General features: G+C 62.4%; 20 protein-coding genes and 1 riboswitch. Of the genes, 11 read left to right on the forward strand and 9 right to left on the reverse strand.

Going from position 1 to position 25,356, the window contains the following annotated elements; translation table 11 throughout:
* Positions 1–7 precede the first annotated feature (7 nt).
* From NN662_RS14615 to NN662_RS14630, 4 genes are all read left to right on the forward strand, one after another.
* Positions 8–760 carry a crotonase/enoyl-CoA hydratase family protein gene (locus NN662_RS14615; RefSeq protein ID WP_261930964.1) on the forward strand — a complete coding sequence of 251 codons (753 nt, stop codon included), beginning with the start codon at positions 8–10 and terminating at the stop codon, positions 758–760.
* Between the two features lie 175 nt (positions 761–935).
* Positions 936–2,273, forward strand: a complete 1,338-nt coding sequence (locus NN662_RS14620) for a putative bifunctional diguanylate cyclase/phosphodiesterase (RefSeq protein ID WP_261930965.1) — start codon at positions 936–938, stop codon at positions 2,271–2,273.
* 269 nt (positions 2,274–2,542) lie between these two features.
* Positions 2,543–4,174 carry a phospholipase C gene (locus tag NN662_RS14625; RefSeq protein ID WP_261930966.1) on the forward strand — a complete coding sequence of 544 codons (1,632 nt, stop codon included), beginning with the start codon at positions 2,543–2,545 and terminating at the stop codon, positions 4,172–4,174.
* Between the two features lie 11 nt (positions 4,175–4,185).
* Complete coding sequence (locus NN662_RS14630; RefSeq protein WP_261930967.1) at positions 4,186–5,556, forward strand: cytochrome-c peroxidase; 1,371 nt, start codon at positions 4,186–4,188, stop codon at positions 5,554–5,556.
* A gap of 22 nt (positions 5,557–5,578) precedes the next feature.
* Here the strand turns inward: NN662_RS14630 and NN662_RS14635 are convergent, their stop codons facing one another.
* Positions 5,579–6,673 (reverse strand): hybrid-cluster NAD(P)-dependent oxidoreductase, encoded by a 1,095-nt coding sequence (locus NN662_RS14635; protein ID WP_261930968.1) that lies wholly within the window; start codon positions 6,671–6,673, stop codon positions 5,579–5,581.
* Positions 6,673–7,917 (reverse strand): aromatic ring-hydroxylating oxygenase subunit alpha, encoded by a 1,245-nt coding sequence (locus tag NN662_RS14640; RefSeq protein ID WP_261930969.1) that lies wholly within the window; start codon positions 7,915–7,917, stop codon positions 6,673–6,675. Before NN662_RS14640 ends, NN662_RS14635 begins: the two co-directional genes overlap by 1 nt.
* Positions 7,918–8,023: 106 nt before the next feature.
* Positions 8,024–8,221, reverse strand: a riboswitch (cobalamin riboswitch).
* Positions 8,222–8,398: 177 nt separating this feature from the next.
* On the opposite strand from NN662_RS14640, the gene NN662_RS14645 reads away from it, so the two are divergent.
* The 3 genes from NN662_RS14645 (at position 8,399) to NN662_RS14655 (ending at position 11,579) form a co-directional block, all read left to right on the forward strand.
* Positions 8,399–9,055 (forward strand): DUF6656 family protein, encoded by a 657-nt coding sequence (locus NN662_RS14645; protein WP_261931984.1) that lies wholly within the window; start codon positions 8,399–8,401, stop codon positions 9,053–9,055.
* Between the two features lie 93 nt (positions 9,056–9,148).
* Complete coding sequence (locus NN662_RS14650) at positions 9,149–10,156, forward strand: L-threonylcarbamoyladenylate synthase (RefSeq protein ID WP_261930970.1); 1,008 nt, start codon at positions 9,149–9,151, stop codon at positions 10,154–10,156.
* Positions 10,146–11,579, forward strand: a complete 1,434-nt coding sequence (locus NN662_RS14655; protein ID WP_261930971.1) for an FAD-binding oxidoreductase — start codon at positions 10,146–10,148, stop codon at positions 11,577–11,579. The genes NN662_RS14650 and NN662_RS14655 overlap by 11 nt, the downstream gene beginning before the upstream one ends.
* Here NN662_RS14655 and NN662_RS14660 read toward each other — a convergent pair.
* Positions 11,576–13,753, reverse strand: coding sequence for a DUF1217 domain-containing protein (locus tag NN662_RS14660; RefSeq protein ID WP_261930972.1), 2,178 nt, complete (start codon positions 13,751–13,753; stop codon positions 11,576–11,578). The genes NN662_RS14655 and NN662_RS14660 overlap by 4 nt on opposite strands.
* A gap of 298 nt (positions 13,754–14,051) precedes the next feature.
* On the opposite strand from NN662_RS14660, the gene NN662_RS14665 reads away from it, so the two are divergent.
* Positions 14,052–14,618 carry a DUF6101 family protein gene (locus tag NN662_RS14665; RefSeq protein WP_261931985.1) on the forward strand — a complete coding sequence of 189 codons (567 nt, stop codon included), beginning with the start codon at positions 14,052–14,054 and terminating at the stop codon, positions 14,616–14,618.
* Positions 14,619–14,685: 67 nt separating this feature from the next.
* Here the strand turns inward: NN662_RS14665 and ubiA are convergent, their stop codons facing one another.
* The 5 genes from ubiA to NN662_RS14690 all read right to left on the reverse strand — a co-directional run bounded on the left by ubiA (position 14,686) and on the right by NN662_RS14690 (position 20,089).
* Positions 14,686–15,639: a 4-hydroxybenzoate octaprenyltransferase gene (ubiA, locus tag NN662_RS14670; protein WP_410010939.1), complete on the reverse strand. Its 954-nt coding sequence runs from the start codon at positions 15,637–15,639 to the stop codon at positions 14,686–14,688.
* 56 nt (positions 15,640–15,695) lie between these two features.
* A complete protein-coding gene (locus NN662_RS14675) occupies positions 15,696–16,952 on the reverse strand; it encodes an SAM-dependent methyltransferase (protein ID WP_261930973.1) in 1,257 nt (418 codons plus the stop codon).
* 186 nt (positions 16,953–17,138) lie between these two features.
* Positions 17,139–19,442, reverse strand: coding sequence for a Tex family protein (locus tag NN662_RS14680; protein ID WP_261930974.1), 2,304 nt, complete (start codon positions 19,440–19,442; stop codon positions 17,139–17,141).
* A 93-nt stretch (positions 19,443–19,535) separates the two neighbouring features.
* Positions 19,536–19,847 carry a BrnA antitoxin family protein gene (locus NN662_RS14685; protein ID WP_261930975.1) on the reverse strand — a complete coding sequence of 104 codons (312 nt, stop codon included), beginning with the start codon at positions 19,845–19,847 and terminating at the stop codon, positions 19,536–19,538.
* Positions 19,844–20,089, reverse strand: coding sequence for a BrnT family toxin (locus tag NN662_RS14690; RefSeq protein ID WP_261930976.1), 246 nt, complete (start codon positions 20,087–20,089; stop codon positions 19,844–19,846). Before NN662_RS14690 ends, NN662_RS14685 begins: the two co-directional genes overlap by 4 nt.
* A 135-nt stretch (positions 20,090–20,224) precedes the next feature.
* Here NN662_RS14690 and purD point away from each other — a divergent pair, with 135 nt between their 5' ends.
* The 3 genes from purD (at position 20,225) to NN662_RS14705 (ending at position 22,620) form a co-directional block, all read left to right on the forward strand.
* Complete coding sequence (gene purD / locus NN662_RS14695; RefSeq protein ID WP_261930977.1) at positions 20,225–21,496, forward strand: phosphoribosylamine--glycine ligase; 1,272 nt, start codon at positions 20,225–20,227, stop codon at positions 21,494–21,496.
* A 129-nt stretch (positions 21,497–21,625) separates the two neighbouring features.
* A complete protein-coding gene (locus tag NN662_RS14700; RefSeq protein WP_261930978.1) occupies positions 21,626–21,973 on the forward strand; it encodes a hypothetical protein in 348 nt (115 codons plus the stop codon).
* A 137-nt stretch (positions 21,974–22,110) separates the two neighbouring features.
* A complete protein-coding gene (locus tag NN662_RS14705) occupies positions 22,111–22,620 on the forward strand; it encodes a plant virulence effector HPE1-like domain-containing protein (RefSeq protein WP_261930979.1) in 510 nt (169 codons plus the stop codon).
* A gap of 284 nt (positions 22,621–22,904) precedes the next feature.
* Here the strand turns inward: NN662_RS14705 and glyS are convergent, their stop codons facing one another.
* Complete coding sequence (glyS, locus tag NN662_RS14710; protein WP_261930980.1) at positions 22,905–25,292, reverse strand: glycine--tRNA ligase subunit beta; 2,388 nt, start codon at positions 25,290–25,292, stop codon at positions 22,905–22,907.
* Positions 25,293–25,356 lie beyond the last annotated feature (64 nt).

Here is a 25,356-nt window from a genome sequence, read left to right on the forward strand (position 1 = left end):
CAAGACCATGACCGAGCATATCCTGATCGAACGTCCCGAAGCCTATCCCGGCGTCCAGGTGATCCTCTTCAACCGGCCGGAAAAGAAGAACGCGTTTACGCGGGACATGTATGCCCGCATGACCAACGCGCTGCACATGGCAAACGGCGACGAGCGCATCCGGGTCACGGCCTTTCTCGGCACCGAAGGCTGCTTTTCGGCGGGCAACGACGTCGCCGACTTCCTGGCCGTCGCCATGGGCGGCAACATGGGGACCGAGGTGCTCGATTTCCTCGCTGCCCTCCTGCATTCGGAAAAGCCGCTCGTCTCGGGCGTCGACGGACTGGCCGTCGGCATCGGCACGACGCTGAACCTGCATTGCGACCTGACGCTTGCCACTCCGCGCAGCCTGTTCAAGACGCCGTTCGTGGACCTGGGACTGGTGCCGGAGGCAGGCTCCAGCCTCATCGTGCCGAATGTCGCGGGCCATCAGCGGGCCTTTGCCCTGTTGGCGGCCGGCGAAGGCTTTTCGGCGGAAGAGGCCCATGCGGCGGGGCTCATATGGAAGATCGTACCGGAAGCCGAGATCGAAGCGGCAACGCTCGCCACCGCCGGCAAGCTGGCGACCAAGCCGCCGGAAGCGTTGAAGATTACCCGCGCCCTGCTGCGCGGCGACAAGACGGCGCTGTCGCGGCGCATCCACGAGGAAGCCAGGCATTTCGGCGAACGGCTGCGAAGCGCCGAGGCGCGCGCCGCCTTCGAGGCCTTCATGCGACGCTGACCGGTGTCCTGCGATGGAACACATGAACCGGCACGCGACATGGCTGGTTCTGATTGCCACATTTCGGATTCCGTCTCAGCCAATTCTTAACCCTTGCTCGCCAAAGCTGTGCCAAATGAAACGGTTCACGACCTGATCGCCGCCCTCCGGTTCACGGCACAATGAGCAAGGACCTATGCACAGCCCGTCGCTGAACACGAAACCTCCAAGCATCACATCGCTGTCTTCGCCCCGCATCCTGCAGATCTGTGAAGCCCTCACCTGGATCGCGATCGCGCTGTGCGCCGGCTGGTTGGCGTTCTATATCGTTGCCGGATACACGCTGATCGCCGTCAGCGTCGGGATGATGGGCGTGGCGATGATCGTCTCGCTCATGATGCTGAAGGCGGGCATGGTGCATGCGGGGCTGATTTTCCCGCAGGTGACGAGCTTTCTCTTCATCTGCAATTTCGCGCTCTGTTTCGACATTCCCGACGCGGACACGCCGCGCATCCTGCATATCTATCTGCTGGTGATCGCGCTTGTCGGCTACGTCAATTATCAGCGGCAGCGCTCGTGGTTGCAGATCGGCATCATCGTCGCCTGTCTCGCCGGGTTCGCAATCTTCGCCAGCAGCAACTTCACCCTGGCGGCCGAAACGCCGTTGACCGGGACGATCCGGGGACCTTTCGCGCTCGTCAATGCCGGCATCCTGGCAACATTGTTTTCGGGCATTTTCGTCGTCATCCAGTCCGACGCCGCCAATAACGGCAGTTTTGTGCGGGAGCTGCTGCTGGGTGTCAGCCGCGGCGAATTCGAGCTCTTCTACCAGCCGCAGGTGGATCGGGAAGGCCGGACGATCGGCGCCGAGGCGCTGCTGCGCTGGAATCATCCGAAGCGCGGCTACGTGTCGCCCGCGGAGTTCATTCCGCTCGCCGAGCGCAGCGGCATCATGCCGAAGATCGGCAGCTGGGTGCTCAAGGAAGGCTGCCAGACGCTGGCGGCATGGAACGACGACACCGCAAGGCAACACCTGACGCTCTCCATCAACATCACCGCCGATCAGTTCCTGCTGACGGACTTTGTCCAGCTGGTCGAAGGAACCGTCAAAACATACGGCGTCGATCCCAAGCGGCTGAAGCTCGAACTGACGGAAAGCGTCTTCGTCGCCGACGTCGAGGGGCTGGTCGCCAAGATGACCGCCCTACAGGATATCGGCATCGGCGTCGCGCTCGACGACTTCGGGACCGGCTATTCGTCCTTGAGCTATCTTCGCCGACTGCCGCTGACGCAATTGAAGATCGACCGCAGCTTCGTGCGCGGCGTTTCGGAAAACGAAACGGACGCGTCGCTGGCCAAGACCATCGTCCAGATGGGCCACGACCTCAGCCTCGACGTGCTGGCCGAAGGCGTTGAAACGGAAGCGCAATACCGCTTCATGCTCGACTGCGGCTGCAGCGCGCTGCAGGGCTATTATTTTGGACGGCCGATGACATTGGCCGACTTCGAATTGCGCCTCCCGACCACCATCTGAAACGGGTTCGACTGTCGCCGTCGCGAGCCGGTGCGGCAATTTGACGGACCGCGTGGCAAAATGTCCCGAAGAGCCGCTGCCGGGCAGATCTTGCCATCAAATTACACCCGCAAAAACAGATCCTTGCCGATTTGCGGCGTGTCGACGGCTGCCGTTCCGGACCGCAAAAAGGTTCACGGAAGTGTCATGCGGCGTTGCTAGCCGGGACGTGCCCGTCCGCCCCAACGGCTCTTCCGGGCGTCTTCATCCACACTTCGAGGGACAAGCCTATGTCTGAAATTTCCCGTCGTGCAACCGCACTTGCGGCCTGCAGCGCCATGCTGCTCGTGTCGCTTTCTTCGGCCGTCAGCGCCGCACCTGCCGCCAACAACACGGCAACGCCGATCAAGCATCTGGTGGTCATCTTCCAGGAGAATGTCTCCTTCGATCACTACTTCGCCACCTATCCCAAGGCGACCAATCCCGATGGCGAGCCGAAGTTTGCCGCGTCCGCCGGAACGCCGAAGGACATCAACACGCTGGAAAATGCCGGCCTGCTCGACAACAACCCCAACAAGACGGACGACAAGAACGGCGCCGACGCAGCTGCTCCCTTCCGCCTCGACCGCACACAGGCCGCGACCCAGTCGCAGAACCATGGCTACACCGCCGAACAGGCCGCCTATGACGACTTCAAGATGGACCTGTTTCCGGCCAGCACCGGCCGCGCCACCAAGGGCGGCGCCGGCGCTTTCGGCACCAAGGGCCAGGTCATGGGCTACTACGACGGCAACACCGTCACGGCCCTGTGGAACTATGCCCAGCATTTTGCGATGAACGACAACTCGTTCTCGACCAATTTCGGTCCCTCGACGCCCGGCGCGATCAACCTCGTGTCCGGTCAGACGAACGGCCTCTCGCTGCCGCCGGGCTATGCGCTCGAGAAGGACGGCACCTATGACAAGGGCCGGGTCGTGCCGGACGGCAACGGCAACTGGACGATGATCTCCGACCTCGATCCGACCGGGGACGTCTGTTCCACCGGCCAGACGGCACTCATGACCGGCCGCAACATCGGCGACATGCTGAACGATCGCGGCATCAGCTGGGGCTTCTTCGAAGGCGGCTTCGACCTGACGCTGAAGAACGCCGACAGCACGACGGGCTGCGACCGCGCCACGACCTCGACCGTCACCAACGAGCACAAGGCCGACTACATCCCGCACCATCAGCCGTTCCAGTACTATCCGTCGACGGCCAATCCGCAGCATGTGCGTCCGTCCTCCGTCGCGGCAATCGGCACGTCCGACGACGGCGGCGCCAACCACCAGTACGACATGCACGACTTCACCGACGCCCTGAAGGCCGGCAACATGCCTGCCGTCAGCTTCCTGAAGGCGCCTGCCTATCAGGATGGCCATGCCGGCTATTCCGATCCGATCGATGAGCAGGAATTCGTCGCCGAAACGGTCAATGCGATCGAGAAGTCGCCGTTCTGGAAGGATACCGCCATCGTCATCCTCTATGACGATTCCGACGGCTGGTACGACCACGCTCATGCGCTTGTCAATCCGTCCAACATTCCGGTGAAGGGCTACGACGTCCTGAACGGCGACGCCTGCGGCACCGGCACGCCGATGCCCGGCGTCAACGGCCTGCCGGCGCAAGGCCGCTGCGGCTACGGCACCCGCCAGCCGCTGATGGTCCTCTCGCCCTATGCCAAGTCCAACTTCGTCGACCACACGCTGACCGACCAGACCTCGGTCATGCGCTTCATCGAGGACAACTGGATGGCCGGCCAGCGTCTCGGCGGCGGATCCTTCGATGCCGTTGCCGGTTCGCTCAACGGCATGTTCGACTGGTCGAAGGGCAACACGCCTGCGCTGATGCTCGACCCGAAGACCGGCGAAGTGAAGAGCTGAGGAGGACCGGCATGAAACGGCGCCCTCTCACGCCTTTCGTGCCGGCCGTTGCGCTCGCGGGCCTCGTGCTTGCGGGCGCATCCGCGCCGATCGCACGGGCAGAACATCGTGACACCGCCTCTCCGGCGGGAACGCAGCCGCTCAGCGCCATGGCGACGCTCGGCAAGTCGCTGTTCTACGACACGGCACTCTCTGCGTCCGGTCGCATGTCCTGCGCCAGCTGTCACGATCCGGCGCATCACTATGCGCCCGCCAACGCCCTGTCGGTCCAGCTCGGCGGTCCGCATCTCGACCAGCCGGGCATGCGGCCGGTGCCGACGCTCACCTACAAATATTTGACGCCGTCCTTCGAGGTCGGGCCGGAGACGGCAGCCACCGAGCAGAACGAAGCAACGCCGATGGCCGAAGTGGCGGCCGTTGCGGCCGGAAATGCCGCCGATGCGCAGCCGCTGCTGACCGCGGCAGCCCACAATCTGGCGCCCAAGGCCGGCAACGGCAACGATATCGTTCCGGAAGGCGGCATGTTCTGGGACGGTCGCGCCGACACGCTGCAGGAACAGGTGTTCGGCCCGCTCTACTCCCCTTTTGAGATGGCGCTCCCCGACCGGCATACGCTCTACGAGAAGCTGGCGGCCGCCTATGCGCCGGAAATGGAAAAGCTGTTCGGCAAGACCGTTCTCGCCGACGAGAAGGCGACCGTCGACGAGGCCGGCTTCGCCATCGCCCGCTACGAGACGGAGGAGGTTTCCTTCCATCCCTTCACCAGCAAATATGACTATTACCTGAAAGGTCAGGCGACGCTTTCCCCGGCCGAGGCGCACGGGCTGAAGCTCTTCGACGACGAGAACAAGGGCAATTGCGCCGCCTGCCATCTGGACCAGATCGATGCAGACGGGCGGCCGCCGATATTCACCGATTTCGAATACGAGGCGCTCGGCGTGCCGCGCAATCCGCATCTTGCCGCCAATGCCGACCCGAATTACCACGACCTCGGCATCTGCGGCCCGTTCCGCAACGACGACTATGCAGAGCAGCCGGGCAATTGCGGCCTGTTCAAGACGCCGACGCTGCGAAACGTGGCGACCCGGCACACCTTCTTCCACAACGGCGTCTACGACACTCTGGAGGATGCGGTCCGGTTCTACGTCGATCGGGATGCGCGGCCAGAAGCGATCTATCCCAGGAAGCCGGACGGAACGGTCGACCAATATGACGACCTGCCGCCGCGCTATCGCGGCAATATCGACGTGATCGACAAGCCGTTCGGCGGCAAACCCGGTGACACGCCGGTTCTCACCGAGGCGGAGATCAGGGATCTGGTGGCGTTTCTCGGAACGCTGACCGACGGCTACGATCCGAAGAGCGAAGCCGCGGCCAGATGAGCGCGCCGGATCGAGACCCGTGTCAGGCCTCGATTTCCACGTCCGTCAGCGGGCGCGAGCAGCAGGCGAGGATGTAGCCCTCGTCGATCTCGTCGTCGAGAATGCCGCCATTGTGCTGCATGTCGACCTTGCCCGACAGGCACTTGACCCGGCAGGTGCCGCAGATGCCGGATTCGCAGGCGGCACCTATGCGCACGCCGTTGGCGCGTGCCGTCTGCAGCACGGTGAAGCCCGGCTGGCAGTCGACGTTCTTACCGCTGTCGGCGAAGCGCACCTTGAACGAAGGTTCCGCGTCCTTGTCCTCGTTGACGACGATCGGCATGTCGGCGATCGGAGCGGCCGTCGCGAATGCCTCCTGGTGATAGCGGCTCATGTCGAAGCCGGCCGTCTCCAGCGATTCCCGGACCGTCGCCATGAACGGTTCAGGGCCGCAGCAGAACACCGTGCGGTCGAGGAAGTCGGGAGCCAGAAGCGCGATCTTGGCCTTGTCGACCCGGCCCTTCAGGCCTGACCAGAACTGCGACCGCTCCAGCTGCTCGACGATCAGGCCGAGCGAGAAGTTCGGCATGTAGCGCGCCTTGTACTCCAGCTCCGAGCGGAAGATGATGTCGTTCGGCGAGCGGGCGCAATGGATGAAGGCGATGTCGCTATCCGGTTCGCGGTCGCCGAGGTCGCGGGTCATCGACATCATCGGCGTGATGCCGGAACCGGCCGAGATGAACAGGTATTTCTCACCCGGATGGCGGACATAGGAGAAGTCGCCGCGCGGACCGTGCGCCTTGATCTTCATGCCCGGATACAGGTGTTCCTGCATCCAGCGGGTGCCGACGCTGTCCTTCTGCGCCTTGACCGTGACGGCCAGCATGAAGGGCCGCGACGGGCTCGACGACAGCGTATAGGTGCGCATCACCGTCTCCTGCCCGACCGGCAGTTCGAGCGTGACGAACTGGCCGGGCAGGTAGCGGAACCAGCGGTTCTCCTTGTCTGCCCGGAAAGTGAAGGTCATCGTGTCCGGCGCCTCGGGCGTCCAGCCAACGCATTCCAGCATGTCTTCCTTGTCGCTCCAGGGGAGCATTTCGTCGACATGCTTGAAGGGGGCTTTCTTCACGCTGCTCATCACGCGACAACCGACAGCTTGGTGCGATCGCCTTCAAGGCGGTCGATCATGAAATTGGTGTACCACTCGACGAACTGCATGACGCCGCCTTCGTGGTCCGGCGAATAGGGGCCCGGTTCATAGGCCGGAGACCGGATGCCGAAGGCGTTTTCCTCGACGATGCGGCGGTCCTGGTCGTTGGTCTCGTTCCAGACGTGAGTCAGCTCCTCGAGGTCGTAATCGACGCCCTCGACGGCATCCTTGTTGACCAGCCACTTGGTTGTGACCATGGTCTCTTCGGGGCCGAGCGGCAGCACACGGAAGGTGATCGCATGATCGCCGAGCATGTGGTTCCAGGTTGTCGGATAATGGAACAGCAGCATGGTGCCGATGTTGCCGACCGTGACGTCGGACGAGAGCGGCTTCTTGACCGCCGGCTTGCCGGACATCGTGTAGCTGACGGCGCCTTCGATCAGCGGCATGCGGGCGGCGCGGAACTGGCCGCTCTCATGCATCTTGAACTGGCTCGGCAGGCCGGCATCCTCGCAGTGCTTCCAATGGGCGGCAATGACCGGGTCGTCGCCCGCTCCCTGCGTGCCGGTGACCGACGGCGCTTCCGGATAGGTGCGGCAGAGCTCCGGATGATTGCCGGCGCAATGGTAGCACTCGCGGTTGTTTTCCCAGACGAGCTTCCAGTTGCCCTTTTCGATGATGGTCGACTGGTGGGCGACCTTGGCTTCCGCCAGGCGATGCGGCCCGACATAGGCATCGAGCATGGCGCGAACCGGAGCAAAGTCGGGCGCGACATTGGCGAGACAGACGAAGATGTAGCCGGCGACGGACTCGCAGTGCACCTTCTTCAGCGAGAATTGCGACTTGTCGAAGTCTTCGCCCATCTGGCGGGCAAACAGCAGCGAACCATCGAGCTCGTAGGTCCACTGGTGGTAGGGGCAGACAAGCTTGGCGGAGGCGCCGCGCTCTGTGTTGCAGACGCGCGAACCGCGGTGGCGGCAGGAATTGTGCAGGGCGCGGATGACGCCGTCACGGCCACGCACGACGACGACCGGATAGTCACCGATCTGAACGGTGAAGAAATTGCCGGCCTTCGGGATCTCGCAGTCATGGCCGATGAACAGCCAGTCGCGATACCAGATCGTCTCCATATCCAGCTTGAAATAGTCGGGGTCGGTGTAGAAGGCCTGCTCCAGGCTGAAGCCTTCGCGACGGTTGTTCAATTGCCGCAGCACAGTGTTACGAATATCCATGACCCATCCTCATGCGCCAAAAAATCAGTGATGCAGACAACCGAGAGGTCACGGCCGGCTGGGAGTACCGACAGTTGGAGACCCTGGCCGGTTGCTGCGGCCAAGTTTCAAAATCCATGCTTCAGGCTGGTTTCCGGGCTTAAGAGCTCCCCGACCCTGGGGCATCGGCAGTTCCGGATCTTGCCGGTGGTTCTTTCGCCGATTTCAAGCTCTTATACCGTTGCTAGGCAGCGCCGGATTTTCACCGGCTTTCCCAATTTTTCGCCCTCCCTATCAGGGCGAGACCTTGAGCCTGTGGAGACTATAATTGGGAACCGATGTCGCAGACACGCTGCCAGCGACACGCGACACGACAATTGACGACACGCAACCAAGTCGCAGACAGGACAGGGACAGGGCACGCGGCGGCCCTTTAACCGGCGGTTAACCACGTTTTGCGACGATGATGGACCATAGCGGAGCCCTGCACGTGTCCGAAGCCATGAAGACCAGATATTACCAGGCAGCGGAGAAAAAGCCGAAGCTTCCCGGACAGGCGGTTCATACCGAGTTCCTGCGCACCGGCCGCATCGTGCGCGGCAAGGAAAACTGGCTGGAAGAGGAGCGGCGCTACCTCACCTATGAAGAGGTCGCAGAGCGCACGGGCAAGATGCTGACGGCCGCCGGCGAACGCACCCATGAGCGCCTGAACCGGTTTCACAAATCGATCCAGTTCCCGAAGATCATCTTTCATCGTACCTTCGAACAGAGCCCGCATCTCGGCTATTGCCACATCACGGCGGCGCGGACGAACTATCCGCGCTTCAACGACGTCATCTGGGCGTTCTACATCGCCAACTTCTTCTCCGAAATCGGCGGCTCGGACGCCTTCTTCGGACGTCTGAACCTCAAATATCCGCGCATGTATTTCGCCGTGGCGGTCAACCAGAACCAGCCGGTGCCGGCCGACAAGCCGGCGCAAACCAAGCCGCAGAGGTCGATTGCGGAATTGCCGCCCCCGCCCCGCCTGCAGATCGACCGCAGCGTCAACAATGGCGGCATCCTGTTCCAGACGCACGAGAAGAAGGAAGCGGTCAAGAACGTCCTCCTGCTTGGCGCCCGCGACGAGGCCCTGCGGCGCATCATCCAGGCGCTCTGACCGCTTCGCGCCCCTCGCCTGCTCCGATCGGACGCAGTTGAACACCCGGGCGTTCCGGGCTAAGGACAGGGCCAATCCGAAGTCCGGTGAGCCATGGCCCGCATTATCGACATCACCAAGAATCCCGACGAGGCGATAGCCGCCGCGTTGCCTCTGCTTGAAGCCGGCAAGCCGATCGCCATGCCGACCGAGACGGTCTACGGACTGGCTGCGGATGCGACCAATCCGGCGGCCGTGACGGCGATTTACGAGACGAAGGGGCGTCCGCGCTTCAATCCGTTGATCTGCCATATGGCCGACAAGGCGATGGCTGAGCGCTACGCGACATTCGATCCCGTTTCGGCGCAACTGGCGGATAGGTTCTGGCCTGGTCCCCTGACGCTCATCCTGCCGCTGAAGGAAGGTTCCGGCATCCACCCGCTCGCGACCGCCGGGCTCGAGACCGTCGGCGTGCGCGTGCCACGCGGTTTTTCCGCCACGCTGATCAAGGCCTTCGACCGGCCCCTTGCGGCCCCCTCCGCCAACACCTCCGGCAAGATCAGCCCGACGACCGCCGCCCATGTGGACCAGGATCTCGGCGAGCGGATCGACCTGATCCTCGACGGTGGCCCCGCAAAGGTCGGGCTGGAATCGACCATCGTCAAGGTGGACGGAGACGTCATCCGGCTGCTGCGTCCGGGCGGCATCAGTGCCGACGAGATCGCCGCGGCGACAGGCCTCGAGGTGGTGCGCCACGATGGCACGAATGCCGAAATCGAAGCGCCGGGCATGCTGGTATCCCATTATGCGCCGGGCGCCTCCATGCGGCTGATGGCCGACATGCTGCTGCCGGGCGAAGCGCTGCTGACCTTCGGCGGCAAGCGCCTGCCCGGCATCGAATATGCGCTCGGCATCTTCGACCTCAGCCCCTCCGGCGATCTGGCCGAAGCGGCGGCCAGCCTGTTCGGCATGATGAAGGATGCGGACGCCACCGGCGCGAAGACGATTGCCGTCACCGCCATCCCAAGCCACGGACTCGGCGAAGCGATCAACGACCGGCTGGCGCGCGCCGCAGCGCCGCGCACGCCCGAAACCACAGGACAGAAACACGATGACCAGTGAGCCCCTTTCGCCCGCGATCTTGAGCCGCTTTGCCGCCATCGTCGGCGAGCGCCATGCGATCACCGAGGCTTCCGACATCCAGCCGTTCATCACCGAAGACCGCGGCCTGTATTTCCGCAAGTCGCCGCTGGTGCTGCTGCCGGGTTCGATCGAGGAGGTCTCCGAGATCCTGAAGCTTGCGACCGAGACCGGCACGCCGATCGTGCCGCAGGGCGGCAATACCGGCCATGTCGGCGGCCAGGTACCGGCGACCGACGGCGGCGAGATCATCCTGTCCTTGAAGCGCATGAACCGCATCCGCGACATCGATCCGGTGGCCAATGTCGTCGTCGCCGATGCGGGCGTCGTGCTCGACGACCTGCATACGGCCGCGGCAAAGGTCGACCGCCTGTTTCCGCTGTCGCTCGGCTCGCAGGGCAGCTGCCAGATCGGCGGCAACCTGTCGACCAATGCCGGTGGCACCGCCGTGCTTGCCTATGGCAACATGCGCAATCTCTGCCTCGGGCTCGAAGTGGTGCTGCCGACCGGCGAAATCTGGAACGGGTTGCGCCGCCTGAAGAAGGACAATACCGGCTACGACCTGCGCGACTTGTTCATCGGCGCCGAAGGCACGCTCGGCATCATCACCGGCGCGGTGCTCAAGCTGTTCCCGCGCCCGCTCGGCCACCAGGTGGCGCTTGCCGGACTGAACTCCGTCGAAGACACGCTCCGCCTCTTCGAGATCGCCGGCGAGGTCTGCGGTGCGGCGCTGACCGGCTTCGAACTGATGCCGAGCATTGCGGTGGACTTTGCCGTCAGGCACATTCCAGGCGTGCGCAATCCGCTTGCATCAAGCCATGCATGGTATGCGCTGATCGACGTTTCAACCTCCGACACCAGCGAGGCGGCGGCCCGCATGATGGAGGCTTTGCTGGAAAAGGGTTTTGAAGACGGACTGGTCGAGGATGCGGTGATCGCCAGCTCGGACGCGCAGGGACAGGCGCTGTGGCACATGCGCGAGAGCCTGTCGCCGGCGCAGAAGCCGGAGGGCGGCTCGATCAAGCACGACGTCTCGGTGCCCGTTTCGGCGATCCCGGCCTTCATGCACGAAGCAGACGCGAAGGTGCTCGAGATGATCCCCGGCGCCCGCATCTGCGGTTTCGGCCACATCGGCGACGGCAATATCCATTACAACATTTCCCAACCGATCGGCGCCGACCGCGACGCCTTCCTTGCCCGCTGGGACGAGGTCAACGACGCCGTGCACGCCATCGTGCTGAAGTATGGCGGATCGATTTCCGCCGAACACGGTATCGGCCAGCTGAAGCGCGACAAGCTCGCGGCCGTGCGCTCCGAGATCGAGATGGACCTGATGCGTCGCATCAAGCGCTCCTTCGACCCCGCCGGCATCATGAACCCCGGCAAGGTCGTGAAGATCGACTAGCCGCCGGTATTCAACTGGGAGAGGGTCAAAAGCGTGTCGGCGCTGATCGAGCCGCCGGTGCCGGAAAGAACGGATACGGCGGCATTCGATGAGCCGTCGTCGTTCTGCAGATCGTACATCGCGATGAAGCGCTGGACGAACTTGCGGAGCTTTTCCGGATCGTCGAGGTCCTCCAGCTTCATCGTCTTCTTTACAAGCGCCGCCTGCTTGTCGATGTCCATCGAGCTGATTTCGGCTGGCAGGTTATAGGCGGTGCGGAACACTTCCAGCAGCGCGTTGTCGCCGAGAATGTCGTAGGCCGATGTGATCGTCGGCGCCATGCGTTCGAAGTAGAGCGCCAGGCGCACGCCGGGATCGTCATCGCCCTGCTCCTGCTCCAGCGACTGGTGCAGATAGAGATCCTGCGTCTCCTTGACCGCGCCGCGCTGCTGGATCGTACCGAGCGTATCGCGGGTCAACTGGCCGTCCTGATCGAAATTGAACGAGGCCACGAGCTCGGCAAAGCGTTCGTCGGGCTGCTGATTGACGAAACTCTTCGGGTCGTCGAGATCGGACGCAAACATGTTCTTCAGGTCTTCGGTGGTCACCGATTTCGGGTCGATGCCCTTCGCCTCCAGGATGAAATTGACCATGCGGCTGTCGGACAGAAGCTCCGAGACGCTGGTCGTCTTGGTGATGGTCTCCTGGTAGTATTTCGACTCGGCCTCGGCGTCCTTCTTGATCTGGTCCTTCTCCTTGGCATCGGCGAACTTCGTCTTGGCGACGATGTAATCCTTCGCCGTGCTGGTGATCGCCGCTTCCGATTGCGCGAGCAGCGGTGCCGATGCGTCGCCCTTGGTGTCGAAGTTGAAATCCCGCGCGAGTTTGACGAAACGGTCGTCCTTGGCCTTGTTGGCAAAGCTCGCCGGATCGGACAGGTCGCTCGTCAGGATCTTGCGAAGCTCGCTGTCGGAGATCTCGTCCTCGCCGAAACCGTAGGCCTTCAGCACCATGTCGTGGATCTTCTTGTTGCTGATCAGCTCATCGACGGATTCGACGCGCTTCATGTTGCTCGAATAATAGTCCGTCAGGTCGGAGAGCGTCGCCTGGTCCTGGTCGTCATAGGTCGACATGTACTTGTTGGTGATCGCCTTGATGTTGTCGTCGGTCATGGCGAATTCGCCGCTCGCAACCGTGCCATCCGTCTGGAAATTGAACATCTGGGCGATCTGGACGTATTGCGCCCCGCCAAACGTCTTGGCGTAGTTGTTCGGATCGGACAGGTCGCTGGTCACGATGTTGGAGAACGTTGACTTCAGCGTGTACTGGTCGAGCCCGAGCGCCGTCTTGACGATGCTGAAGAGACGGCTGTCCGAGGTCAGCTGATCGACCGAGGTGATGTTCTTGATCTGCTCCTCGAAATATTCCTTGTTCATCTCGGCGGCGGCCGGGATCGTGTAGGACGGCACGTTGAAGGTGTAGGCCTGGATGACCGTGTGCTGCTGCTCGTCCGTCTGCACCGCGGACCCGGTCATGTTGCCGCTGGCGTCGAAGGAGAAGGCCGCAGCCATCGCCTTGAAATTGGATTTTCCGGTCTGGTTGGCGACGCTCGCCGGGTCGCTCAGATCGCTGGTCAGGATCGAGCGCAGATAGTCGTTCGAATAATGATCCTTCTCAATGTCGAAGGCGTCGAGGACGTAATTCTTCAGCCGTGTGTTGCCGAGGAGATCGTCTACCGAGCTGATACGGGTGATCGTATCCTTGTAGTAAGCCGTTTCGTCGGCGACCGAGGTGGCCTCGTCAGCCAGCGATTGCTTGTAGAGGCCGATCGTGTCCTCTTCCTGGGCATCGGACTGGACGTCAGCGGTATCCGGCGTGAAGTTGAAGGCGGCGGCAAAATTGCGATAGCGATCGTCGGTCAGCTTGTTCGCATAGCTGTTCTCGTCGGAGAGATCGCTTTCCAGCACCTTCTGCATGAAGGCCTTGGCGTAGGTCATGTCCTCCAGGCCATGGGCCTTCATGGCATAGGAATAGAGCCGGTAGTCATCCATGAACTCCTTGACGGAGGTGACCTTGCCGATGTTCTCCTCGTAGTACTTCGCATCCCGGCTGACATTGGTGTCGGCGGCGACCCGATTGAGACTCGCCTTCATGTCGCGCGTGACGAGATTGTAGCTGAGGAAGGTCGAGATCATATCAATTCGCGATCGGCAGGAGGCGTAGACGGAGCTTCACCGATTATCCCTGCCCAGCCTTGCCTCAGGCTGTGAACGCCTATTCGGCAATGACACACCTTGGCGTGCGCCGTTCATTTTTTCGCAACCCTGCTCCGTTGGGTTTTGATAACCATCTGACAGTTCAAGCCTTTTTTAACCGAACCTCTTAAGCGGTCCGGAAAGGAAAATCCGTACTCTACCCTCACAACAAGGGACAAAAGTCCCGAAGAGAAGACTGGAAAACCGGCTCTCAGGATAAAACAGGGTAGTAATGACGATGACAACAACGGTTCTCAAACCAATCTGGGCAGGCACCACGCTTCGGCTCGATCCGATGCGCTTTCCCCAGCAGGTAACCTACGCCCCCTCGGGTTCGACAAGCACCGTGACCATCAGTCTGGACGAGCGCGGCGCGGTGCTGCGCAAGGTCCTGCCGGGCAGCGGCCTGCCGATCTCCATAGCACTCCCCTCACGCGTCTTCACCGGCGTCGCGGCCCGTGCCATCGACCACGGCGACGGCCACGTCACCGTGACCCTCGAACTGCACCATTCCGATCCGGAACTCTGCGTTCCGCTGCTGGTTGCCCACGACCTCTGCGACATCGCCGCCGACTGGCGCGGCTGGGCGCAGGCCTACGGCATCCCGATGCTGATGGTCGAGGCCGACGGCGTCGCTCGTCCTCTCGACGACCATTTGACCGGCTTCCAGGTCGGCCCGCCACGCCAGCGCCGCCGCCACTCCTACTTCGCCAACCGTCGTCCGCGCTTCCTCGTCCGCCGCCAGACCGGCAAGCTTGGCGTGACGATGAAGATCGACGGCAAGGAAATCATCGCCCGCACCTGATCGGGCGCCCCATCGGGAGGTGAGGCCCGGTTCCGGAAACGGAGCCGGGCTTTTCCGTGTCGCGGTTCTAGATCGCGGTGGGAATGGCGATCAGCATGCCGAGGAAGATGACGGCGCCGACCTTGTTGTTGAACTTGAACAGCTTCAGGCACTGCTCGCCGTCGTCGATGTCGATGACGGCGATCTGCCAGGCGAGAAGCCCGGCGCCGACGATCAGGCCGAGATAGACGACGAAGCCGGCGCCGGCGAGAATGCATGCCGCAGCAATCAGGACTACCGTCGCGCCGTAGAGGCCGGCAAGCCAGATACGCGTGTTTTCGCCAAACAGGCGGGCGGTGGAGCGCACGCCGATCAGGGCGTCATCCTCCTTGTCCTGATGGGCATAGATGGTGTCGTAGCCGATCGTCCAGAAGATGGCCGCGGCATAGAGAACCAGCGGTGCGGCCGACAGCGACCCGAAGGCGGCGGCCCATCCCATCAGGGCGCCCCATGAAAAGGCAAGCCCGAGAAAGAATTGCGGCCAGTCGGTGAAGCGCTTGGCAAAGGGGTAGATCGCGATGACCACAAGCGAGCAGACGCCAAGGACCACCGTGAACCAGTTGAACTGCAGCAGCACCAGAAGACCAACGAGCGCCTGAAGGACGATAAAGGCCTTCGCCTGCATGCGTGTCACGCGGCCGGACGGCAGCGGCCGCGAGCGGGTGCGCTCCACCTTGGCGTCGATCTTGTGGTCGACGAGATCGTTGTAGGTGCAGCCAGCGCCGCGCATGGCGACCGCGCCGATGAAGAACAGCAGCAGATGCCAGACGAGCTGGCTGCCGGAAAAGGTGTGAACCGCAGCCCTGGCATTGGCGGCGAGCGCCGCCGACCAGAAACATGGCCACATCAGGAGCTGCCAGCCGATCGGCCGGTCCCAGCGGGCGAGCTGCGCATAGGGCCAGAGCCCCGGCGGCAGCAGCCGGTAGACGAAATTGTCGGAAGGCGCATCCGAGACGCGCTGCGTATGTTGCATCTCACTCATGCCGAAGGACTACCGCCCGGACGGCTGCCCGGTCAAGCAGTGCCCCCGCCGCGAGATCAGAATTCCACCTTCTCCAGTGGCGCTCGGCTTGCTTCAAAGGTCTTCAGGCCGGCTTCCCGTTCGGCGATGTAGGTGCGGTTGTTGGGAACCGCATATTGTTGCCGGGCGATCTGCATCTGGAAGACGAAGAGTTCGTCATAGCGGAAGGCGATTTCCGATCCGGCGAGATAGAATTCCCACATGCGGACGAAGCGTTCATCGTAGAGCGCCACCGCTTCTTCCTTGCGGGCGAGGAAACGTTCGCGCCAGGCTTTCAGCGTCTCGGCATAATGGATGGAGAGTATCTCCACGTCCTTGACGAGAAGACCTGCCTTTTCGACGTGGGGAGCCACCTCGCCGACCGACGGGATATAACCACCGGGGAAGATGTACTTTTCGATGAAGGGATTGGTCGCATAGGAGGGCTTCGGCCGGCCGATCGAATGCAGGACCATGACGCCGTCCTTGTCCAAAAGTTCGGCGCACTTGCGGAAGAAGCCGGCATAATTGGCGACACCGACATGCTCGAACATGCCGACCGAGACGATGCGGTCGAAGGTCTTGTCCTTGTAATAGCGGTAATCCTGAAGCTCGAACCGGACGCGGTCGGCAAGGTTGCGTTTCTCCGCGCGACGGCGGGAGACATCGAGCTGTTCGTGCGACAGCGTGATGCCGGTGACGTCGGCGTTGTAGGCCTCGGCCAGATACATGGCCATGCCGCCCCAGCCGGACCCGATTTCCAGCACCTTCTGGCCCTGCTCCATCAGGAGCTTGGCGGCGATGTGGCGCTTCTTGGCCAGTTGCGCCTCTTCAAGGCTGATGTCGGCCGGCTCGAAATAGGCGCAGGAATACTGCCAGTCCGGGTCGAGAAAGAGATCGAAGAGCTTCGCCGACAGGTCGTAGTGATGCGACACGTTCTGCCGGTTGTGATTGACCGGGAGGCGCGCCAGCGCCTGCGACAGGCCCATGCGCCAGAACAGCCGCGCCATCATCAGCGGGCTGAAGACCTCGTTGACCGTGTTGCTCTTGACCAGCGCGAGGAAGGAATAGATGTCGCCTTCGTCGAAGACCATTCGGCCGTCCATGTAGACTTCGCCGAGCTTCAAGGGGGGATCGGCGGCAATTTCCCCTGCCGCCTTGTCGTCCGTAAACCGGATTGCTACCGGCGCTCCCGAACCGTCGCCGAAAATTTCAGTTGATCCGTCTGAATGCTGAACTCTTAAAGTGCCGACACGTATGATCTGCCGGACTAAAGCATTAAAATCCAATGCCATTGCCGCCCTCGCACGCTCAAATAACCCTGCCTAAAAAATTGGCATGACGAAAAGCTAGCGCGTTTGCCGGGAGAAGCAAGCGGCAGATTTTGCCCGTTTTGACCTGAAAAGCACAGATGTTGCACGGCTGCATCACCCAGCGTGGATGCAGCCGTCGCCAGACATGAAATTCGTCTGATTTTTCCGTTACTTGCGCTTCATGGCCTCGGCTAGGGCGGCGCCAAGGCTACCCTGCTGGGCGGGCTGCGGCTTGCGGGTGTCGCGGGCCGCCGGCCGGGCTGTATTCGGTTGCGGCCGGGCCGAGCGCTCGGCGGCAACGCCGCCATCGTCCTTGCGCATGGTCAGGCCGATGCGCTTGCGCTTGACGTCGACCTCGACGACACGGACCTTGACCACATCACCGGCCTTTACCACCTCGTGCGGATCCTTGACGAAGCGATCGGCGAGTTGCGACACGTGCACGAGCCCGTCCTGATGGACGCCGATATCGACGAAAGCGCCGAAGGCGGCGACATTGGTCACCGTACCTTCCAGCAGCATGCCGGGCTTCAAGTCGGTGATCTCGTCGATGCCGTCGGCGAAGGTAGCCGTCTTGAACTCCGGGCGCGGGTCGCGCCCGGGCTTCTCCAGTTCGGCGATGATGTCCTTGACCGTCGGCAGGCCGAAGGTCTCGTCGACGAACTTGCGTGGGTCAACCGCCTTCAGCGCCGCGCTGTCGCCCATCAGCGTGCGCAGGTCGCGGCCGCAGGCGGCGACGATCTTCTTGGCGACGCCATAGGCTTCCGGGTGTACGGCGGAAGCGTCGAGCGGCTCCTTGCCGTCCGGGATGCGCAGGAAGCCGGCGCACTGCTCGAAGGTGCGCTGGCCAAGGCGGGCGACATCGAGAAGCTGGCGGCGGCTGGCGAAGGCACCGTTGGTGTCGCGGTGCAGGACGATCGCTTCCGCAATCGACGGACCGAGGCCGGACACGCGGGCGAGCAGCGGCACGGATGCGGTATTGAGATCGACGCCGACGGCATTCACCGCGTCTTCGACCACCGCATCGAGCGAGCGGCCAAGCTTCATCTGGTCGACATCGTGTTGGTACTGGCCGACGCCGATCGACTTCGGCTCGATCTTCACGAGTTCGGCAAGCGGATCTTGCAGGCGGCGGGCGATCGAGACGGCGCCGCGCAGCGACACGTCGAGGCCGGGGAATTCGGTGGCAGCGGTTTGCGACGCGGAATAGACCGACGCGCCGGCCTCCGACACGATGACCTTGGTCGGCTTCGGCGCAGGCAGGGCAGCGAGCATGTCGGCCACCAGCTTCTCGGTCTCGCGGCTGCCGGTGCCATTGCCGATGGCGATCAGCTCGACCTTGTGCTTGCGGATGAGCGAGGCGAGTTCGGCCTGCGTGCCGCGCACATCGTTCTTCGGCGGAAACGGATAGACGGTGGTCGTGTCGAGCAGCTTGCCGGTGCCGTCGACGATTGCGACCTTGACGCCGGTGCGGATGCCCGGATCGAGACCCATCGTCGTCTTGGAACCGGCGGGAGCGGCGAGAAGCAGATCCTTCAGATTGCGGGCGAAGACGTGGATCGCCTCCTCTTCCGCCCGCTCGCGCAGTTCGCGCATGAGGTCGAGCGACAGCGACATGGAGAGCTTCACGCGCCATGTCCAGCCGGCCACTTCCATCAGCCACTGATTGCCGGCGCCCTCGCCGCGGATTTCATATTCGGCGGCGATCATCCGCTGGGCGGGCTTGATCGGCGCCGGATCGTCGGCATCGACGTCGATGGTCAGCGTCAGGAACTCCTCGTTCCAGCCGCGCAGCATGGCCAGCGCGCGGTGGCCGGGCGCGGTCGCCCAGCGCTCGGAATGATCGAAGTAATCCGAGAACTTCATGCCCGCTTCCTGCTTGCCGTCGACCACCCGGGCGCGGAGCATGGCCTTGTCCTTCATGTAGTTGCGCAGCTTGCCGAGAAGGTCGGCATTTTCGGAAATGCCTTCGGCGACGATGTCGCGCGCACCGTCGAGCGCCGTCTTCACGTCCGTCACATCGGCGGTGATGTAGCCTTCAGCAAGCTTCGCCGGATCGGCCATGCGGTCCGCAAGGATCGCATCGGCCAGCGGACCGAGGCCGCGCTCGCGGGCGATTTCGGCGCGGGTGCGCCGCTTCGGCTTATAGGGAAGATAGATGTCTTCAAGTTCTGCCTTGGTGGTCACATTGGCGATCTTGCCGGCAAGTTCATCGGTCAGCTTGCCCTGCGAGGAAATGCTGTCGAGGATCGTCTTCCGGCGGCCCTCCAGTTCGCGCAGGTAGACGAGGCGTTCGGACAGCGTGCGCAGCTGGCCGTCATCGAGACCGCCGGTCACTTCCTTGCGGTACCGGGCGATGAAAGGCACGGTCGCGCCACCATCCAGAAGGTCGACCGCCGCCGTCACCTGCTCGGGGCGGGCGCTGATCTCGGCGGCGATGAGGATGGCGAGTTTCCTGTTGTCTGCTGTCATGGTCTTCCCGGTTTCTGCAAATCAGAGGCGCGACCATAACGAGACTTCAAACCGTGGCAACAGAAAGGCGTCCCGCATTCCACAGAAATGCGCCTACAGGCCCGCCGCCTTGCGCAGGGCCTCGTTGATGCGCGTCTGCCAGCCCTTGCCGGTGGCCTTGAAGTGATCGAGCACATCCGCATCCAGCCGCAGCGAGACATGCTTGCGGGGATTGTCGACCGGCGGCCTGCCGCGCGAGCGCTGAATGCTCTCGTGGAGATCCGGGAAGACTTCCGAGAAGGGACGGGCCTTTGCTAGCTGTTCGTCCGTAGCCTCGCGCGCATCAGGGTCCAGCGCAATTGCTCTTTGAATTTCGGCCTCTTCGTCGTCCGAAAGTGGTCGAAGCGGTTTCAGCTTGCCTGTCATAGTACTCTCCTTTCCTTCCGGCTTGCGCGACGCATGGAAACAATCGAAATCGCCTCTCTGCCAAGCACAGAAAAGACGACGGCGATCGCTGTCGAACGGAATAGTCCAACCGCCATGAACCGACCCTTTTCCACCGGGAAGGTGATTGCCGAACCGAAGAAGTCCAGATCGAGATCGGCGAAGTCGAACCCGTGCTTTTCCACGTTCGCTTTGCGCTTGTTCTCGTCGAAGACTATCTCCATGGCAATTAATGTAGCACATTTAATCTGGGCGCTGCTATCGGCAAATGCAACGCCTCGACACCGGCTTTCTGCTTGACCTTTCCGGCCTCGGTCGCTACGCGCGGGGCACGTTTACAAACACTTCGGGAGCAGGCGATGAAAGTTCTTCTGATCGGATCCGGCGGACGCGAGCATGCGCTGGCCTGGAAACTGGCGCAGTCGCCGCTGATGGAAGAGTTCTATGCTGCACCGGGCAATCCCGGCATCGCCGAACATGCGACGCTCGCCGATATCAACATCGACGATCATGCCGCCGTCGTCGCCTTCTGCAAGGACAAGGCGATCGACTTCGTCGTCGTCGGGCCGGAAGCCCCGCTCGTCGCCGGCATCGCCGATGCACTTCGCGACGCCGGCATCGCCGTCTTCGGTCCGTCGGCCGGCGCGGCGCAGCTCGAGGGCTCCAAGGGTTTCACCAAGGACATCTGCGCGCGCTACAATATTCCGACCGGCGCCTATCAGCGCTTCAACAATGCTCCGAAGGCCAAGGCCTATGTCCGGGCAGAGGGCGCACCAATCGTCATCAAGGCCGACGGGCTTGCCGCCGGCAAGGGCGTGACGGTGGCGATGACGGTCGACGAGGCGCTGGCCGCCATCGACGATTGCTTCGAGGGTGCCTTCGGGGACGCCGGCGCGGAAGTCGTGGTCGAGGCGTTTCTCGATGGCGAGGAAGCGAGCTTCTTCTGCCTGTCGGACGGCAAGACGGCGCTGGCGCTCGCCACCGCGCAGGACCACAAGCGCGTCGGCGACGGCGACACCGGCCCGAACACCGGCGGCATGGGCGCCTATTCGCCAGCCCCGGTGATGACCGACGAGATGGTGTCGCGCACGATGAAGGAGATCATCGAACCGACGATCAAGGGCATGGCTGAAAGCGGCTATCCCTTCTCCGGCATCTTCTTTGCCGGACTGATGATCACCGACAAGGGTCCGGAGCTCATCGAATACAATGTCCGCTTCGGCGATCCGGAATGCCAGGTGCTGCTGATGCGGCTGAAGAGCGATCTGCTGCCGCTCCTCTACGCCTGCTCGAACGGCACGCTCGACCAGGTGACGGCCGACTGGAGCGACGACGTGGCGCTGACCGTCGTCATGGCCTCAAAGGGCTATCCCGGCTCCTACGACAAGGGCACGCCGATCGCCTCGCTTCCCGCGGCCGGCAGCGACGGCAAGGTGTTTCATGCCGGAACAGCCCTCAAGGACGGCCGGCTGGTCGCAACCGGCGGGCGCGTGCTGAACGTGACCGCGACCGGCAAGACCGTCGCCGAAGCACAGGCGAAAGCCTACGCGCTGGTCGACCGGGTGGAATGGGACAACGGCTTCTGCCGCCGCGACATCGGCTGGCGCGCGATCGCCCGCGAACAGGGCTGATCAGCGTCGGCAGCTTACGCAACCCTCGCGAATATTGCTTATAAAGTCCTATTTATGGTTGCCGTCCACATGTCCGATGGATAATGTTGGGCTGCAGGCTGAGCATTGCTACCGCCGGGAGAGCCCGTATTGCTGACAAAGAAGCAGACCCTTCTTGCCGTTCCGTTTCTCCTTCTGACATTTGTCGGTCTGTGCCTTCTCGGCTATATCTCCGACATCTATTTTCATGCCCGCGGAGGCCCCCTTGCGGTGATCTTTGGAGCCGCTTTCGCCGCCAATTTCCTCGCTGGGCTTTTCATCTTCTTCTCAATTTTCGCATCGATGGGAACAGCGATGATCTCCAATGCGTCCGGCCCAGACTGGTTTGAAAGAACAGGAAACCCTTTCTATTATCTCCTTTGGAAAGAGCTGCGCGATACGACGATCATACAAACCGGACAGTCCACAGTGACCAAAGATGGTACCACGGGGCCTTGAACAGGGCCTCAAAATATTGCTGAGCCGGACAAATCGCACGAAAACGATGCGATTCATTCAAATTTTACCTAATCCCCTGACGGGATGGAAATATTCGCGCGCTACTCTCCCCTTAAAGAATGACGGGAGATGATCCTATGCGTTACTTCGTTTTGACCGCCGCCATGACCGCCCTCGCCTTCCAGGCGCAGGCGTCTTCCATCGTGGACATCAAGACCAAGCCATTGGCGGAAAGCCGCAGCGTCGAGGCAATCACCTGCACGACCTGCCAGGCTGCCGATCCGCAGATCAACATGCTCTACAAGGTGCCGGTGCTTCAGGGCGCGGCGCAGAAGCTGGAGATCCGCGAAATCAACGGCGAGAAGAAGCTGGTGCGCACCGAGGCGATGATGGGCGGTTCGCCCGTCGAGCTCGTCTCCACGCCGACGCCGGACATCATGGCTGCGCTTGGCAACGCCCCGATCGACGGTCGGGCGCTGGCCGAAGCCGGCAAGGACGGTGTCGACGAGATGATGACCACCGCCGTCGGCGCGCCGAAGATCGCTCCCGGAGAACCGGTCGCCGCCAGCATCGCCGACCTTTCGGGCCCGGCTGAACAGCCGGTGAAGGAAATCAACCCGGACGACTTCCAGCTTCGCATGAAGTGACCCGATCCCTGCCCCCACCAACTTCAACGAGTTGACGGGCCGTCGCCAGTCCCTGGGCGACAAAAAAGCGCTCCCGAGAGAAGACGGGGGCGCTTTTCTTATGTGCGCTTTGGGTGCTTGCCAACAGACGTCATGCCGGACTTGATCGGGCATCCAGACGGCCCAAGTCCTTGGGCCGAAAGGAGTCTCAAGACCCGGCAGACGCCGGGTCGCTGGATCCCGGATCAAGTCCGGGATGACGGAGCCCTAAGAACTCCGCCCTCCATGCCAACCCGGGAAGTCGATCAGCCGCTGATCTTCGAGAAATCCGCGACGGTGCCGGTGGCTTCGCGGATGAGCTTCAGGAGCGCGAGTCGGTTGGCGCGGATCGCCTCGTCCTCGTCGTTGACCAGAACCTCGTCGAAGAAGCGGTCGACGGGCGCACGGAGTTTCGACAGGGCTTCCATCGCCTCGCGGAAATCCTCGCGCTTGACGGCCTCGGAGGCTTCCAGCGCGGCGACGCTGATCGCCGAGAACAGCGCCTTTTCGGCCTCTTCGGTGAACAGCACGTCATCGACGGAGGCGGCGACCTTCGTGCCCTTCTTCTCCTCGGCGGCGAGAAGCTGCGTGGCGCGCTTGGTGCCGGCGAGCAGGTTGATGCCATCCTCGGAGGTAATGAAGGCCGTCAAAGCTTCTGCCTTGCGGGCGACCATCAGCAGATCGTCGGATTCCGGCGTCAGCACGGCATCGATGATGTCGTAGCGGGCGCCGAGATCGCGGAGATAGACCTTCAGGCGGTCATGGAAGAAGGCGAGGAGATCTTGGATGGTAGCATCCGGATCGATGACTGTGTTGTCACCAGAAAGTCGTAACTTATATCCTTCAGCGAGATAGCTATACAAAGCACCAACTCTGGTTTGTGCCTGCGAAAACTCAATATTCAATTTACTTGAATAATCCAGCTGAGAGTTACTTCCAGAAATAGCGCGCACTTGCCCAAGAGTCGGCAAAGAAATCATAGCAAAGCCAGATTGGCCTGCGGAATTTTTCTTATCTACCGAAAATAGCCCACCCACGAAGACAACCCAACCGTAGTGGTTCGCCAAAACTTTCAATAAAGGCAACCGACTCTTTAGAGCTAGGAGAATTCGAATCGCGCCTAAGGCCGACCGCCTAAGCGCGTAGGGATCCTTTGAGCCAGTTGGCTTTTCGTTAATCGCCCAAAAGCCCAGCAATGTGTCAAGTTTATCGGCTAGTGCGACAGTGGTTGCAACCGCGTTCGATGGTGCGGTGTCCGTTGGGCCCTGCGGCTTGTAATGGTCTTCGATGGCGATGGCGACAGCATCGTCCTCGCCCTGCAGGAGGGCGTATTTTCGGCCCATGATGCCCTGCAGTTCCGGGAACTCGCCGACGGCTTCGGTGCGCAGGTCGGCCTTCGCCAGCACCACGGCGCGGTCGACGAGTAACTTATCCGCGCCTGTCGCCTTGGCCAGTTCGGCAGCAAGCGCACGGATACGGGCGACGCGGTCGCCCTGCGTGCCGAGCTTGGCGTGGAAGGTGACGTTCAGGTGGTCGAGCTTGGCCATGCGCTGGTCGAGCGGCTTCTTCAGGTCGAGGCCGAATTTTTCGGCCGAGGCAGTCAGTTCGCCGAGGTCCGGCAGGTCCGATTGGTCCCGCTTCCAGAAGTGCAGCGCGTCGGAAAGGCGGGCGCGCACGACCTTGCCGTTGCCGTGCATGATTTCCTTGCCGCCGTCCTTCGCCTCGATGTTGGAGACGAGGATGAAGTGGTTGGAGAGCCGTTCGCCACCCTGCTTGCGGCAGACGAAGCATTTCTGGTTGGTCTTGATCGTCAGGCGGATGATCTCGTCGGGGATCGTGAGGTACTCTTCCTCGAACGTGCCGAGCAGGACGTTGGGATATTCGACAAGGCCGGACACTTCCTCAAGCAGGCCCTCGTCCTCGACCAGGTCGAGACCGTTGGCGAAGGCGAGATTGCGGGCGTCCTGGGCGATCATCTCCTTGCGGCGCTCGGCGTCGAGCACGACCTTGGCGGCGGCAAGGCTGGCAACGTAATCATCGAAGCGGCGCACGGTGATCGGCTCGGGCGCATGGAAGCGGTGGCCATAGGTGATGTTGCCGGCGACGAGACCGTCGATCTCGAACGGGATGACCTGCGTTTCCTCGTGCTCCGGTCCGAACAGGCAGACGATCGACTGCAGCGGGCGCACCCATTGCAGTGAGCCGGGCTTGGCCGAGGCCGCGCCCCAGCGCATCGGCTTCGGCCAGGGGAAATTGCGGATGATGCCCGGCATGACGTCGGCGATGATCTCTTCCGCCGGCCGGCCGGGCTTTGAGATCACGGCAACATAGAATTCGCCTTTCTTCGGATCGCTGACGACCTGCGCCTCGCTGACGGAGGAAAGTCCGGCGCCGCGCAGGAAGCCTTCGATCGCCTTTTCCGGCGCGTCGGTGCGCGGGCCCTTGCGCTCTTCGCGGCTGTCGGCGGAACGGGCGTTGAGGCCGCGGATATCGAGCGTCAGGCGGCGCGGCGTCCAGTATTCGCGTGCGCCCTCATAGGTCAGGCCCGCCTCGACCAGTGCGTCGGTGACGAGTTTCTTCAGGTCGCCAGCCGCCTTGCGCTGCATGCGGGCTGGGATTTCCTCGGAGCGGAGTTCAAGCAGAAGATCGGGCATGGGTATGAGACTTCATGATTGTCGGAAAAAGCAGGTGCGCGGGACTTAGCAAGGAGACGCGGGC

It is taken from the genome of Rhizobium sp. NRK18 (assembly GCF_024385575.1).
GTDB lineage: Bacteria > Pseudomonadota > Alphaproteobacteria > Rhizobiales > Rhizobiaceae > JANFMV01.